14 protein-coding genes and 1 pseudogene are annotated in these 13128 nt (G+C 66.8%); 7 read left to right on the top strand and 8 right to left on the bottom strand.

The window, feature by feature from the left end; translation table 11 throughout:
• Positions 1-35 precede the first annotated feature (35 nt).
• Together L1O02_RS17575 and L1O02_RS17570 are read right to left on the bottom strand one after the other, a co-directional pair.
• On the bottom strand, positions 36-1157 hold the full coding sequence (locus tag L1O02_RS17575; RefSeq protein ID WP_060843368.1) for a polyamine ABC transporter substrate-binding protein: 1122 nt from the start codon (positions 1155-1157) through the stop codon (positions 36-38).
• 106 nt (positions 1158-1263) lie between these two features.
• Positions 1264-2295 carry an AraC family transcriptional regulator gene (locus tag L1O02_RS17570; RefSeq protein WP_060838950.1) on the bottom strand — a complete coding sequence of 344 codons (1032 nt, stop codon included), beginning with the start codon at positions 2293-2295 and terminating at the stop codon, positions 1264-1266.
• Between the two features lie 70 nt (positions 2296-2365).
• Between L1O02_RS17570 and L1O02_RS17565 the strand changes: the two are divergent.
• A pseudogene (locus L1O02_RS17565) lies at positions 2366-2605 on the top strand (TRAP transporter large permease subunit); the annotation flags it as partial.
• 278 nt (positions 2606-2883) lie between these two features.
• On the opposite strand, the gene L1O02_RS17560 reads toward L1O02_RS17565, so the two are convergent.
• The 5 genes from L1O02_RS17560 to L1O02_RS17540 form a co-directional block, all read right to left on the bottom strand.
• Entirely contained in the window at positions 2884-3501 is a 618-nt protein-coding gene (locus tag L1O02_RS17560) for a DNA-3-methyladenine glycosylase (protein ID WP_108543216.1), read from the bottom strand.
• A gap of 115 nt (positions 3502-3616) precedes the next feature.
• A complete protein-coding gene (locus L1O02_RS17555; protein ID WP_108543218.1) occupies positions 3617-4531 on the bottom strand; it encodes an alpha/beta hydrolase in 915 nt (304 codons plus the stop codon).
• Positions 4532-4551: 20 nt separating this feature from the next.
• On the bottom strand, positions 4552-6792 hold the full coding sequence (locus tag L1O02_RS17550; protein ID WP_108543220.1) for a TonB-dependent siderophore receptor: 2241 nt from the start codon (positions 6790-6792) through the stop codon (positions 4552-4554).
• 104 nt (positions 6793-6896) lie between these two features.
• A complete protein-coding gene (locus L1O02_RS17545) occupies positions 6897-8234 on the bottom strand; it encodes a sensor histidine kinase (RefSeq protein WP_108543222.1) in 1338 nt (445 codons plus the stop codon).
• Positions 8234-8926 carry a response regulator transcription factor gene (locus L1O02_RS17540; RefSeq protein WP_108543224.1) on the bottom strand — a complete coding sequence of 231 codons (693 nt, stop codon included), beginning with the start codon at positions 8924-8926 and terminating at the stop codon, positions 8234-8236. Before L1O02_RS17540 ends, L1O02_RS17545 begins: the two co-directional genes overlap by 1 nt.
• A 182-nt stretch (positions 8927-9108) precedes the next feature.
• Here L1O02_RS17540 and L1O02_RS17535 point away from each other — a divergent pair, with 182 nt between their 5' ends.
• The 4 genes from L1O02_RS17535 (at position 9109) to L1O02_RS17520 (ending at position 11822) form a co-directional block, all read left to right on the top strand.
• The gene (locus tag L1O02_RS17535; protein WP_060838957.1) at positions 9109-9804 is read left to right on the top strand and encodes a PAS domain-containing protein; all 696 of its coding nucleotides are present in this window, start codon (positions 9109-9111) and stop codon (positions 9802-9804) included.
• A 5-nt stretch (positions 9805-9809) separates the two neighbouring features.
• Positions 9810-10595 (top strand): PhzF family phenazine biosynthesis protein, encoded by a 786-nt coding sequence (locus L1O02_RS17530; protein WP_108544041.1) that lies wholly within the window; start codon positions 9810-9812, stop codon positions 10593-10595.
• A 112-nt stretch (positions 10596-10707) separates the two neighbouring features.
• Positions 10708-11355: a hypothetical protein gene (locus L1O02_RS17525; RefSeq protein ID WP_108543226.1), complete on the top strand. Its 648-nt coding sequence runs from the start codon at positions 10708-10710 to the stop codon at positions 11353-11355.
• Complete coding sequence (locus tag L1O02_RS17520; RefSeq protein ID WP_060838959.1) at positions 11352-11822, top strand: surface-adhesin E family protein; 471 nt, start codon at positions 11352-11354, stop codon at positions 11820-11822. Before L1O02_RS17525 ends, L1O02_RS17520 begins: the two co-directional genes overlap by 4 nt.
• 10 nt (positions 11823-11832) lie before the next feature.
• On the opposite strand, the gene L1O02_RS17515 is transcribed toward L1O02_RS17520, so the two are convergent.
• A complete protein-coding gene (locus tag L1O02_RS17515; RefSeq protein WP_173655894.1) occupies positions 11833-12261 on the bottom strand; it encodes an N-acetyltransferase in 429 nt (142 codons plus the stop codon).
• A gap of 89 nt (positions 12262-12350) precedes the next feature.
• Here L1O02_RS17515 and L1O02_RS17510 point away from each other — a divergent pair, with 89 nt between their 5' ends.
• Both L1O02_RS17510 and L1O02_RS17505 read left to right on the top strand, forming a co-directional pair.
• Complete coding sequence (locus L1O02_RS17510; RefSeq protein WP_060843376.1) at positions 12351-12644, top strand: hypothetical protein; 294 nt, start codon at positions 12351-12353, stop codon at positions 12642-12644.
• Positions 12645-12683: 39 nt separating this feature from the next.
• A complete protein-coding gene (locus L1O02_RS17505) occupies positions 12684-13034 on the top strand; it encodes a hypothetical protein (RefSeq protein ID WP_108543228.1) in 351 nt (116 codons plus the stop codon).
• Positions 13035-13128 lie beyond the last annotated feature (94 nt).

Here is a 13128-nt window from a genome sequence, read left to right as displayed (position 1 = left end):
GCGCGGGGCTCCGGCAAGCCTTCGCGGTGAGTGACTCAGCGGCCACTGGTGACCTTGACCCAGGTGCGGGTGCGGACGCGTTCGGCCTTGGCCGGCAGCGGTGCCAGGGGAAACAGGCGGGTCATGGTCGCGGCGCTGGGGAACAGGTCCGGGTTGTCCAGCAGCGACTGCTGGATGAAGGGTTTGGAGTCGGTGATGCCATTGGGGTAGCCGACATAGTTGCTGATGGAGGCGATGACCTTGGGCTCCATCAGGTAATTGAGGACCGCGTGGGCGGTGTCCACGTGCTTGGCGCCGGCGGGAATGGCCACGGTGTCGAACCACACCAGGGTGCCTTCCTTGGGAATGCGCATTTCGATGTGCACGCCGTTCTTGGCCTCGTTGGAGCGGTTGGCCGCCTGCAGGAAGCCGCCGGAGTAGCCCACGGCCACGCAGATGTTGCCGTTGGCGATGTCGCCCATCCACTTGGCGCTGTGGAAGTAGCGCACGTAAGGACGCAGCTTGAGCAGCAGGGCCTCGGCCTTGCGGTAGTCCTCGGGGTTCTGGCTGTTGGGGTCCAGGCCCAGGTAGTGCAGGGCCAGAGGCAGCATTTCGGCTGGCGAGTCGAGGAAGGTCACGCCGCACTGGCTGAGCTTCTTCAGGTTCTCTTCCTTGAACACCAGGTCCCAGCTGTTGACTGGCGCCTCGCTGCCCAGCAGTTCCTGGACCTTGTCGCGGTTGTAGCCGATCAGGTTGGTGCCCCACATGTAGGGAATCACGTAGCGGTTGCCCGGATCGCTCTGGGCCAGCAGCTTCATCACCGCCGGGTCGAGGTTCTTCCAGTTCGGCAGTTGCGCGCGGTCCAGGGGCTGGAACGCCCCCGCGGCGATCTGCTTGCTGACGAAACCGCTGGAAGGCACCACCACGTCATAGCCGCTGTTGCCGGTCAGCAGCTTGGCTTCCAGCACTTCGTTGCTTTCGAAGATGTCGTACTTGACCTTGATCCCGGTGCTGGCCTGGAAATCCTTGATGGTGTTGGGAGCGATGTACTCCGACCAGTTGAAGATGTTCACCGTGCGCTCGGGGGCGGCGTGGGCGCTGAAGCTGGCGCTCAGGGCCAGGGCGCTCAGGGAGCAGCTCAGGGCCAGGCGGGTGAGGGCGGTATGCAGCAATTTCATCTGACAACTCCATGTCTGAAATAAGCGGGACCTTCCGGGGGAGTCATTCTTGGCCGGATGGGCCCCTGAGAGAATGTTGGCAACGGTCAATAGGGGATATTTAGCGTCAATCTTGCGCCTGGTCCGAGAGCGGACCGAGCTGGCCGGCCAGTTGCCGGAAGCGTCCGGGCGCGACGCCGCTCCAGCGCTGGAAGGCATGGCGGAAACTGGCCGTCTCCTTGAAGCCCAGGGCTTCGGCGATGCGGTAGATGGGCAGGCTGTGCTGGCCCAGCAACTGTTGCGCCCGGGCATAGCGCAGCTCATCGAGCAACTGCTGATAGCTGGTGTCCTGGGCCCGCAGGCGCCGGCGCAGGGTGCTCGGGGAGCAATGCACCTGGCGCGCCAGGCTGTCGAAGTCCGGCACCGCGTGCAGCTGTTCATTGAGGATGCGCCGCACCTGATCGATCCAGGTCGGCCGCGCGCTGAGCTCCTCGTTGAGGCGGATGCAGCGTTGCAGCATGTCGTTCTGGGTCACCAGGTCCGCCAGGGGCAGGCGCCGGTCCAGCCATTCCAGGTCGAAACCGATGGCGTTGTGTCCGGCATTGAACTGCACCGGGCAATTGAACGCCTGCTCGTAGCTGTCCAGATAGGGTTGCGGCGGGTGCTTGAGGTGCACCTCGCGCAGCGGCAGCTTGCAGCCCAGCAGGTCCTGGCAGGTGACCCGGTAGGACGACATGCAGAAGTCGGTGTTGAACACCTCAAGCTCGGTTTCGCTGTACTGGTCGGCGGTGAGCCAGGCCAGGCCGTCGCGGATCTGCAGGTCGAGGTGGAAGAAGGTGCCCAGCAGCAAGGGGTAGCGCAGCGCCAGGGACCAGCCCTCACGCAGGGTGGCGCTGGTCAGCAGGGTCAGGCCGAACATGCCGTAGGCACTGATGTGCAGGTTGCGTCCCAGCACCAGCCCCAGGTCCTGGCGAAAGGCCACGGCGTTGCTGAACACGCGCATTTCCTGGCTGATGTTGATCAGGCTGTTGGGCAGCTCCAGGTCCGCCAACTGGATGCCGCTGCCTTCCAGCAGCACCTCGGCGGACACCTCGCTGCCGCGGAAGGCGTCCAGCACCGCTTGGGTGGTGTGCAGGGTCGTCAGGCGCAGTGCGGTCATCGTTGACCTCGGATTGATATCGAGGGGCGTGACTTTAGGGGTTCCGCGCCTGCGGTTCAATTGCCCCCTCGCCGGCGCTGGCGTCGGGTACATCCGTGGCGGCTTGGCGATTGTCGCGGTGCCGGCCTGCATGCTGTGCGCTGCGTTGTCCGGTTCGTCGCTGGCCACGGTGGCGACGGTGGGCTCGATTGCCGTGGCGGGCAGGGTGCGCTCATGCTACCCCACGGGATTCGGCGCCGAGATCATCTGCAACGCCGGGCCCCGGGGCATCCTGATTCCGCCGTCGATCGTCATGCTGGTGTACTCGGCCTGAGTCGCGCTGTTCGTGTACCGCGACATGAGGCTGCGCGACCGCGCCAAGGTGCTGCTGGAGTCGGGCCGACTGTCGATCCTGCTGCTGTTCCTGATCCTGGTGACCTACGTCCCCCTGATCTCCCTGGCCTTGCCCAACTGGCTAGGCAGGTCAACAAGGCACTGGCTATCTGTAGCCGCTGCTGCAGGCTGCGAACGACTGCGAAGCAGGCGCCGTTCTTGAGGCCCCTGAAGCCCCTTCGGGGCTTTTCGCAGCCTGCGGCAGCGGCTACAGGGTTACGGTTGGCGGGGCGGCACGCGCCACAGGTACCAGGCGGCGGTGGTGCGCCAGGGGCTCCAGGCCTGGCCGATCTGGCGCAGCTGGCGGGGGCTGGGCGGTTGCTCCAGGCCCTTGAGGCGGCGGTAGCCTTCGCGTACGCCAAAGTCGTCCACCGGCAAGATGTCCTCGCGCTCAAGGCTGTAGATCAACAGCATCTCCACGGTCCAGCGGCCAATGCCGGGCAGTTGGGTCAGGCGCTCTATCAGCTGTTCATCGTCCAGGCCGCGGGCGCTGGCGGCATCGGGGACGCGGCCGTCGAGGGTGGCCTGGGCGATGCCGTGCAGGGTCGCCACCTTGCGTGCGGAGAAGCCGCAGCCGCGCAGGCTCTCCAGGCTGGCATCGGCCAGTTGCCGGGGCGTGGGGAAGGCCTGCCCGGGAAACAACGCGCGCAGGCGGCCGAGTATCGCGTCGCCGGCGCGGGCATGCAGTTGCTGGTAGGCCACCGCGCGCACCAGCGCCTGATAAGGCGCGCGCTCCGGGCGGGGCTGGTGCAGGCAGGGACCGACGACGGCGATCAGTGCGGCCCAGTCGGCATCCAGTGCGGCAAGAAAACGAGTGGCGGGGCAGGTGGGCATTGGCGATCCGGGGCAAGGGGGGGCGAGCGGCAGATTAGCCCGCCGTCCCAAGGCTTGCACCCCGTCTCTTGCGCTGGAACTCGGCGCCCGGGCCTTGCACCCGGGCGCAGTGTTTTCAGTCCTTGGTCGCCGGCAGATAGAGCCGCTGCAGCACGTAGTGCAGCGACGCCGCCAGGGTTTCGCCATGGCCGAGTTTTTCGAAGCTGTGGTAGTCCAGGGTCAATCCCGGCACCTGGGCCAGTTGCGCCTGCAACTGGCGGGCGCGCTGGTCGGCCTCGGGCCCCGCTGGCTGACGCGGGTTGCCCGGCTCGGCGCCGCCACGCATCAGCAACAGTTGTGCACGCTGGCCGTGAAGGCGCCCGGCCAGGCCCTGGGCCTGAGTCAGGATCAGGCCGTCGCCCCACCACAGCGAAGGACTCGCGGCGGCGTAGTGACGAAACTCCTGGGGCCGGGCGAACAACGCCTGCAACACCAGCAGGCCGCCATAGGAATGGCCCCACAGGGTCTGCTGCGCCGGGTCGATCGGCGCCTTCGCCGCCACGGCCGGGCGCATGCGCTCACGCAACACCTGCAGGAAGGCCTCGGCACCGCCGCTAGGCTTCCCGGTCAGCGGGTCTTGCTGCTGCGCCAGGCCCGGCTGCTGCGGGGTGTAATCGTAGGTGCGGGCGTTGCGCTCGATGCGCAGTGGGGTCTGGTACCCCACCGCCACCAGCAGCGGCGCCGGGCCCCGGTCCAGGCGCTTGAGCTGCTCGGGGTCCAGAGCGCCGAGGGCGGCGTTGCCATCGAGCATCCACAGCACCGGGTAACCCTGGGGCGGCGGCGCCTGCAGCGGCTGGCCGATCCACAGCTGGTAGTGGCGCTGGCCGTCGGCGGAATCCAGTTGCAGGCTGCTGAAGCGATAGGGCAGGTCCTGGCGCTGTAGCAGGCTGCGGTCCATGGGCTGGTCCGGGGCGGGGGCGGCCAGCGCCGCTCCCGCCAGGTTCCAGGCCAGGGTTAGGGCCAGGGCCAGGGGCAGAAAAAAAGTGCTCATCAGGCTTTCTCGTTATTGGTTCAGAACGATGCGCTCAGGCTGGTGTACAAGGTGCGCCCGGGTTCGTTGTAGGTGGCGGCGCCGGCCCCGGCGATGTTGTTCACGCCCTGGGCATTGCCTTCACGGAACAGGCGTTTGTCAAACAGGTTGTCGACCCCGGCGGTGACGCTCAGGTGGCGGGTCAGGGCGTAGGTGCCGCTGACCCCGGCAATGGCGTAGGGCGCCAGTTGCTGGGTGGCGCTGCCGGTGACCCGGTCGCCGTGGTAGTCGTACTTCTTCGGCGTCTGCTGGCCGTACCAGGCCACGCTGGCCTGCAGCGACAGGTCCTGGGCGGCCTGCCAGTCGAGCATCGAGTTGAGGGTGTAGCGCGGGGTCACCGAGAGGTAGTCGCCGGTCTGCTTGTTCTTCGATTGCAGCATGTAGGTGAAGTTGTTGTTCCAGGTCAGCTGGCTGGCCAGGGGAATGGTCAGGGTGCCTTCCAGGCCTTCCACCAGGGCCTTGGGCACGTTTTCCCACTGGTAGATCGCCGCGTTGCGGTAGGCGCCGCTGCCGCCGCTGGCCCGGCTCACCGGGGCCAGGCCGGATTCGACCTTGTTCTTGTAGTCGTTGCGAAAGTAGGTCAGGCCGGCGACCCAGCCGTCGGCCTTGTACTCCAGGCCCAGTTCCTTGTTGACGCTGGTTTCCGCCTTGAGCCGGTCGTTGCCCTGCAGGTAGCAGCTGGTGCTCTGGCCGTAGCAGCCCTGGCCGCGGCTGTAGAGCAGGTAGTCGGCGTTGAGCTGGTACAGGTTCGGCGCCTTGTAGGCCCGGGCGATGCCGGCCTTGAGGGTCAGGGTGTCGCTCAGGGCGTGGGACAGGTTGAGCGATGGGCTCCAGTTGTCGCCGACGATGCTGTGATGGTCCAAACGCAGGCCCGGGGTGAGCATGGTCCCCGGGCGCAGTTCGATGTTGTCCTCGGCGAACAGCGAGAAGATCTGCGCGCTGGATTGGGTACTGCGGTTGCTGCTGCTCAGGCCGCTGACCGCGCCGCCTTCGCTGGTGCTCTGGGTGTTGGCGCTGGGGTCGTCGAGTTTTTGCTGCGACCATTCGCTGCCCAGGGTCAGGGTCTGCTCGAAGCCTGTGTGCAGCGGCAGGTTGACTTCGCCGTGGGCGGTCAGGTCGCGCAGCACCGCGGTGTAGAACTCGCTGTTGCTGAAGATGCCTTCGGTGCCGCCGGCCAGGCCTTCGTTGATCCGCGTGTTGCGGGTCTTCTCGTATTGCAGGTAGGCCATGGAGCTGCCGAAGTCCCATTCGCCGCGATGGGTCAGGGCATAGGTCTGGCGGTAGCTGCGGTTGGTCTCGTGGCCCAGCAGGTTTTTCACCGTGCTGTTGCTGTTGGTGTTCTGGGTATCGCCGGTGTAGAGGTTGCCCTGGCGGCTGAAGCCGGCTTCGAAGTCCAGGCTCTGGTCCGGGGTCAGTTGCCAGCTCAAGAGGCCGTTGAGGTCCTTGTTGCGCACGCCTTCGCGGCCGGCGGGCAGGGTGCCGACCTGGTTGCCGGTGCGCAGGGATTCATGGCCGGCGTTGATGTCGGCGTCGTCGGCATCAGTCTTGGCCACATTGCCGTAGAGCCGATAGCTCAAGGTGTCGGTCAGCGGGCCGTTGAGGCCGAAGCTGGCGCGCTGGGTCGCGCCTTCGTCCTTGTGGCTGGGGAACGAGCTGTAGAGCGTGACGTTGCCGTGGGGCTGGGCGCCGGCCTGCTTGGTGATGATGTTGATCACCCCGCCGGCGGCGCCGTTGCCGTAGCGGGCCGCCGCCGGGCCACGGATCACTTCGACGCGTTCCACCTGATCGGCCGGCACCCAGTTGGTGTCGCCGCGGCTGTCGCGCTCGCCACGCCAGCCGTAGCGCACCGAGTTGCGGCTGCCCACCGGCTTGCCGTCCACCAGGATCAGGGTGTTTTCCGGGCCCATGCCACGGATGTCGATCTGCCGGTTGTTGCCGCGCTGGCCGCTGGTGGAGTTACCGGTGAGGTTGACCCCGGGCATGGTGCGGATGATCTGCGACAGGTCGTTGGCCGGCGGACGTTTCTGGATGTCCTCGGCGGTGATCACCGAGACCCCGGGAGCCTGCTTGGTTTCTTCCTTGGCGGTGGCGATGACATTCTGCGGTTCCAGCTCCAGGACCGGCTGGGTAGCGCCTGCATTGGCGGCCTGCACGGCATGGCTGAGCAGGCAGCAGCCGGACAGCAGGAAAGGGGCGAAAGGACGCAGCGAAGGCATGGACATCGGTGATCTCCGGGACAGAGGCAGAAACAGAAGAACACGAATGATAATGACTGCTATTTGCGAGTAAAGCGCATTAACTTTCTAAACACTTCCAGGTCGCGGGCCTAGGCGGCGGGCAGCAGCAGGTGCAGGCACAACCCGGGGTTGCCATTGCTGGCCCAGATCCGCCCCTGGTGCAGCTCCACGGCGCGCCGGGCGATGGCCAGGCCCAGGCCGAACCCTTCGCCCTGGGCCGAGTCCAGGCGCTGGTAGGGCTGGAACATCCGTTGCAGGTCCTGCTCGGCGACCCCCGGCCCCTGGTCTTCCAGGCACAGGTGCCAGCAGGCGCCTTCGCGCCAGCCGCGCAGGCTCACCCGGCCATCGGCGGGGGAATAGCGAATGGCATTGCGCAGCAGGTTTTCCAGGGCCTGGGCGATGCTGTCCAGGTGCACCTGGACCCGGCAGTCGGGGCCCAGCAGACAGGGCAGGCGCTCGGCCTGCCAGCCGCTTTCGAAGCAGGCGTCCTCGCGCAGGGCTTCCCAGATCGACAGCACCTGCACCGCTTCGGTGGGCAGTTGCGGGCGTTCGGTGTCGAGCCAGGCCAGGTCCAGGGTGTCTTCCAGCAGGCGCTGCATGTCGGCGATTTCCCGGTCCAGGCGCTGGCGCAACTGCTCCGGCGGCAAGCGGCTGTCATGGGCGATGCGCAGCCGCGCCAGGGGCGTGCGCAACTCGTGGGACAAGGTGCGCAGCAGCAGGCGCTGCTGGGCCAGGCTCTGGCGCAGGCGCTCGGCCATGTGCTCGAAGGCCAGCGCCAGCTCCCCCAACTCGTCGTGGCGCTTCACCAGCGGCGTGCCCAGCCCCTGGCTGTCCAGGTGGTCGGCGCGCAAGGCATCGGCGCGGTCGCGCAGGCGGTTCAGGGGCAGCACCAGGTGGCGATAGAGCAACAGGCCGAGCAGGGCGGCCAGCAGGGTCGGCACCACGCCATGGCTGAAGAGGTGGGTCCAGGGCGTCAGGCCGCCGGGCAGCAGGCGCTCGGGCAATTGCAGCACCAGCCGGCCCTGTTCCGGGTGCTCGGGAAATTCGATGCTGACGTAGGGCAGCTCGTCCTGCAGGCGCCGGCTCATGGGCCAGTCGAGCTTGCGCATGAAGGTCAGGTGGCTGGCGTCCTCGGCGCTCAGCGGGGTGCTGCCCAGGCGTTGCAGGCGCGCGCCAAGCACCGCGACCCAGGTGTGCTCCTCGGCCGCCAGGCGTTGTTCGAAGGCATCCACCGCCGCCGCGCCACCCTGTTGCCAGGCGGCCTCGGCCTGCTGCGCGTAGCGGGCCAGGTACTGGCGATCGGCGGGGTCGAGGAAGTAGGTGCTGCGCTCGGCCGACAGGCCCCAGGTCCAGATGATCCAGGTCAGCAGCAGGCAGAAGCCGATCTGCAGGCCGGCCAGTTTCCACAGCAGGGGATGACGGCGCATCAATGGCGCTCCGCTTCCACCAGGATGTAGCCGGCGCCGCGCACCGCCTGGATCTGCAGGTGCTGCACCCCGAGCTCGGCGAGCTTGCGCCGCAGGTTGCACACGTGCACATCCAGGCCGCGATCCAGGCGGGTATAGAGGCGGTGCAGTACGTGCTGATAGAGAAAGGGCTTGCTCAGGGTTTCCCCGGGGTGCTCGCGCAGGGTCACCAGCAGCCGGTATTCGGAACCGGTGAGGCCCGCGGCGCGGCCCTGGAGCAGCACGTCCTGGGCGTGTTCGTCGAAGCTCAGCAGCCGGTCCAGATGGGTGGCCGACGGTTGTTGTACCCGGGCCATGCGCCGCAGCAGGGCGTCGGCGCGGGCATCCAGCTCGGCCAGGCTGAAAGGCTTGGGCAGGTAGTCGTCGGCGCCCCGGGTAAAGCCGGTGATGCGGTCCTGCTCGGCGCCCAGGGCCGACATCAGCATCACCGGCGTGCCCTGTTCCCGGCGCAGGGTTTCCAGCAGGGCCAGGCCGTCCATGCCCGGCAGCATGATGTCCAGCAGCACCAGGTCGAAGTGGCCGGCACGCACCGCGGCCAAGCCCTGGCGGCCATCGCTGCAAGGGGTGACGGCAAAGCCGCGCTGGTGGAAATGCCGGTGCAGATCGTCGCGCAGTCGGGCGTCGTCTTCCACGAGGAGCAGGGTGGGGGTCATGGGGGGGCACTTGAAGGAAAGTATTTAATGAGAATGTTTTACATTTGCGAATATTGCCGCAATGTCCCGGGCGCTGCAATTGCCGTAATCGGCTGACCGGGCAGGGCAGTACAATCAACTAAAAGTTGAATATTCAACAGTATGTTGATATTTTTCCCGGCCGCCCAGTTTGGTAAACACCGATGAACGTGCCTTCCGATACCCTTCTTGCCGAGCGCCAGCTGGTCCTGCAGGTGCTGGGCAGCACCTTGCAGATGCTCGCCGGCGTGGTGGGCCAGCATGTGGAAATCGTCCTGCATGACCTTGATCGCCCGGAGTCGTCGATCGTCGCCATCGCCAACGGCCATGTCACCGGGCGCCGGGTGGGTGATCCGGTGCTGGGCGGGCCGCGCCGGGACCTGGGCTTTGCCGCCGTGCTGCGCGCCCTGCAGGACCGCTCGGCGAGCACCCCGCTGGTACTGGAGAACTACCCGACCCTGGCCCCCGACGGCCGCGAGCTACGCAGCTCCACGGTGATCTTTCGCGACCGCAGCGGGCAGCCCTTCGCCAGCCTGTGCAGCAACAGCGACCTGAGCGGCATCGCCGCCGCCCACGCCTGCCTGGGCCAGTTGCTGGGCCTGGGCAGCGCCCCTGCGCCGCGCCGCGACGAAGCCCCCGACATGGAGCAGTTGCTGGCGCAGATCATCCAGGGCGCCTGTCCTGCAAGCGCGACGCGCATGAGCAAGTCGCACAAGCTGGAGGCTGTGCGCCAGATGCAGGAGCGCGGGGTGTTCATCGTCAAGGGCGGGATCGAGAAGGCCGCCGCGGCCCTCGGGGTGACCCGCTACACCGTCTACAACTACCTGGAACAGATCCGCGCCGAAGGCGCCGAGGAATGACCGCGATGCAGCTCGATATCTTTCAAGTGGATGCCTTTACCTCCCATGTCTTTGGTGGCAACCCGGCGGCGGTGTGCCCCCTGGACGCCTGGTTGCCGGACGCGGTGCTGCAGCGCATCGCCCTGGAGAACAACCTGTCGGAAACCGCCTATTTCGTGCCCCGGGGCGAGGTCTTCGAACTGCGCTGGTTCACCCCCACGGTGGAAGTCGACCTGTGCGGGCACGCCACCCTGGCGGCGGCCTGGGTGCTGTTCGAGCAACTGGGCGAGCGCCGCGACGTGCTGCGCTTTGCCACCCGCAGCGGCGAGTTGCGGGTGAGCCGCGAGGGCGGCCTGCTGTCCATGGACTTTCCCGCCAAGCAGCCCGAGGCCGTGGCGATTCCTGCGGCCCTGCTGCAAGCCCTGGGCCTGTCCGCGGCCGAGGCCCTGTACCGCACCGACGACTATCTGCTGGTGGTGGACGACGAAGCTCTGGTGGAGGCGCTCAAGCCCGATTTCGCCGCACTGGCCGCGTTCGATGTGCGCGGCATCGCCGTGACGGCACCGTCCCGGGCGTTCGATTTCGTCTCGCGCTGGTTCGGCCCGCGGGTCGGGGTCAATGAAGACCCGGTCACCGGTTCCGCCCATACCTCCCTGGCGCCTTACTGGGCCGCGCGCCTGGGCAAGCGCCAGTTGCGGGCGCAGCAGGGCGGGGCGCGCAAGGGCCAGCTGGAGTGTCAGGTGCTGGATAACGGGCGGGTGATCATCAGCGGCTACGGCGCCTTGTACCTAAAGGGCAGCATTTTCCTCTGACGCGGCGCCGCCGCTCTGCGGCGCAGGCCGGGCGCCTGCAAGCGGATTTGTCTCGGCACGGCCTGCGCAGGTAGAGTCGCGTTTTTTTCGCCTGCTCAGGATGTTCCAGACCATGCACCGGACGCGCCCCTTGCCCCGCCTTGCCACCTCACCGCTGCTGGCCCTGCTCCTGGGCCTGAGTGCCGGCACTGCCCAGGCCGCCAGCCTCAGCGAGAGCCTGCTGGACTGCCAGCCGGGCTTCTTCAAGGCCCTGTATCAGCAGCGCGGCGAACTCGGGCAGGTGGTCAAGCTGGCCGAGAATCAGCGCCAGGGCATCGCCTGGGTGCCGGTCACCGACCGCCTGAACAGCGCCACGGCAGCGCAGGCGTTTTCCCGTCCGTTGAGCGATGGCGGCCTGCGCCTGACCGGCTACTACGATCGTCAGTTCGACCTGGGCGAGCAGGGCAATTTCCACTTCTGGGGCTTCGACATCGATGCCAGCCGCGCCGCGGTGATGGCCGCGCTGCCCCAGGCCGGCTGGCAGGAAGCTGGTGAGTACTTCATCTCCCGGCCACAGATCAAACTCAACGCCACGGCGCCCTGGCAGGACAACCCGGCCGCCGCCTCGGGCATCGCCCCGGCGCCGGGTTCCGCGGAAAAGATCCTCATGCTCAGCGACGAAGACGGCAAGACCCGCCTGCTCTGCTCGCTGCAGGGCACGGTCGATCAGGCATTGCTCGACCAGGAGCGGCCGGACCTGGCCCAGGGAGCGGGCCGATGAACAAGCTGCTGGGCTTGAGCGCGGCGCTCGTGCTTGCCGGTTGCGCGCATTCGGGCAGCCAGGCCCCGGCGCCGCAGCGTCCGGACGGCATGTTCAAGGTGCTGGAAAGCCCGGAACTGGCCACCTACTTTGCCGCCAACTCGCTGGCCCTCTACCAGAACAACCCGAACCTGCGGCAGTTCTATCTGGTCAACAACTACGCCAAGCCTACCGAGCTGGGCGCTGGCAAGCCGCCGATCCACAGCTCGCGGGCGACCCGGGTGATCAACTGCGAGAAGGATGAGTCGGCGCAGTTCGGCCGCGTGTACTTCTCCGAGCCGTTCGCCCAGGGCGTGGAGGTCACGCGCAAGGCCGATCAGGCGCAATGGGCGGCGTTTCCCCGCCAGTCATTGCTGGGCGAGTTGCGCAACATGGTCTGCGCCATCGACCCGACACGGCTCAAGCTGGCTCCGGCCAAGGCGCCGTGAGCCAGGTCCTTCATTGCGGCCAGGCCATGATCAGTTCGGCCTGTGCGGTGTGGGGATCGATGCCATCGCCGATCACCTGGAAACCCTGCTGGCGGTAAAAGCCGATGCTCGGCAGGTTGGCGGCATACACCGCCAGCTCAAGGCGTGAGCGCCGCTGGCGGGCATCGGCCAGCAGCTGTGTGCCCACGCCCTGGCCCTGGTGCGGCACCGCGACGAAAATCGCCGCCAGCTGATCCTCATGCAGGCAGTAGAAGCCCAGGAGCTGGCCGTCGCGTTCGGCCACTCGGGTCTGGGCATGGGGCAGGTAGAGCTGGCGCATGTCCTCGACCTTGGAGCGCCAGAAGTCGGGATCGATAAAGTGATGGGCCTGGATCGAGGCGTCCAGCCAGAGCGCCAGCAACGCTTGCATATCGCTGTTTTGAAAGTCCCTGATCAGCATGTTTGGGGGCCTGTCGGATTCAAGTGTGCGCCGCACGCTACCCAGGTGGCGGCGGTCTGTCCAATGATTGAGAACCAAGGAAGTATTCGATGCTGGAAAGCAACCGCACCCTCAGCCTTTCGGGCGAGCAGGCCCTGGAGGCCCTGGCGGAACTGGAGTTCGTGTTGATCTCGCTGCACAAGATGGGCGCCTACTACAGGGACAAGCCCGTGGCTGACTACCAGCGCGCGACCACCGATTTCATCGACAACCAGCAGGTCACCCAGCGTCTGGCCCGGGTGCGCAGGATCCTCAGCGAACCCTTCGACCACACCCTGGGGGAGGACGACATGGACGACATCGAGCGTCATGTGCAAGGGCTCGACCTGTGGCGCCCCGAGTAGACACGCTGTCATTGCCCGCGGTTTTTCAAGGAGCTTGTCATGTCCCGCATCAGCCTCGCCACGGCGACGCCCACCACCAGCCTGGCGCTGGTCAAGTTTCTCCATCAGCGCCTGGGCCTGTCCCTGAGCGCTGCCCAGGGCTATCTGCGCCGTGGCGCCGAGGGCTTGTTCTACAGCGCCAAGCTGTTTCACAACGACCATGTGCAGCGCGAGCAGGAACTGCGCGACATCCTCGCCTTCTTCAACAGCGCCCAGGTGCCGCTGCTGATTGTGGAGACCGACCCCGATGAGGAATGGAACGGGGTTGCGCCCGAACCGTTGCAGGACTGCACGATGCCCCAGGAGCACTTGTTCAATCTGCTCCAGGCCCATGAAGAGGGCTATCAATAGGGGCCGGAAGCGGACCAGTGCCGCCCGACGCAATGCGCGGTTTTCCTAAAGTTCTGGGCGCCGGGGTCGAGACGTTGGTGCTGTTCGTCTTTCA

This window comes from Pseudomonas sp. BC42 (assembly GCF_021560055.1).
GTDB lineage: Bacteria > Pseudomonadota > Gammaproteobacteria > Pseudomonadales > Pseudomonadaceae > Aquipseudomonas.
Note: the sequence above shows the minus strand (reverse complement) of the source record. Positions and strands in the feature narration are given on the sequence as shown.

Bases quoted from the DNA above. Each gene is read 5' to 3' on its own strand.
- L1O02_RS17540 (WP_108543224.1), bottom strand. From the start codon at position 8,926: ATGACCCCCACCCTGCTCCTCGTGGAAGACGACGCCCGACTGCGCGAC.
- L1O02_RS17555 (WP_108543218.1), bottom strand. From the start codon at position 4,531: ATGAGCACTTTTTTTCTGCCCCTGGCCCTGGCCCTAACCCTGGCCTGG.
- L1O02_RS17570 (WP_060838950.1), bottom strand. From the start codon at position 2,295: ATGACCGCACTGCGCCTGACGACCCTGCACACCACCCAAGCGGTGCTG.
- L1O02_RS17530 (WP_108544041.1), top strand. From the start codon at position 9,810: ATGCAGCTCGATATCTTTCAAGTGGATGCCTTTACCTCCCATGTCTTT.
- L1O02_RS17505 (WP_108543228.1), top strand. From the start codon at position 12,684: ATGTCCCGCATCAGCCTCGCCACGGCGACGCCCACCACCAGCCTGGCG.
- L1O02_RS17510 (WP_060843376.1), top strand. From the start codon at position 12,351: ATGCTGGAAAGCAACCGCACCCTCAGCCTTTCGGGCGAGCAGGCCCTG.
- L1O02_RS17535 (WP_060838957.1), top strand. From the start codon at position 9,109: ATGAACGTGCCTTCCGATACCCTTCTTGCCGAGCGCCAGCTGGTCCTG.
- L1O02_RS17545 (WP_108543222.1), bottom strand. From the start codon at position 8,234: ATGCGCCGTCATCCCCTGCTGTGGAAACTGGCCGGCCTGCAGATCGGC.
- L1O02_RS17560 (WP_108543216.1), bottom strand. From the start codon at position 3,501: ATGCCCACCTGCCCCGCCACTCGTTTTCTTGCCGCACTGGATGCCGAC.
- L1O02_RS17575 (WP_060843368.1), bottom strand. From the start codon at position 1,157: ATGAAATTGCTGCATACCGCCCTCACCCGCCTGGCCCTGAGCTGCTCC.
- L1O02_RS17550 (WP_108543220.1), bottom strand. From the start codon at position 6,792: ATGTCCATGCCTTCGCTGCGTCCTTTCGCCCCTTTCCTGCTGTCCGGC.
- L1O02_RS17520 (WP_060838959.1), top strand. From the start codon at position 11,352: ATGAACAAGCTGCTGGGCTTGAGCGCGGCGCTCGTGCTTGCCGGTTGC.
- L1O02_RS17515 (WP_173655894.1), bottom strand. From the start codon at position 12,261: ATGCTGATCAGGGACTTTCAAAACAGCGATATGCAAGCGTTGCTGGCG.
- L1O02_RS17525 (WP_108543226.1), top strand. From the start codon at position 10,708: ATGCACCGGACGCGCCCCTTGCCCCGCCTTGCCACCTCACCGCTGCTG.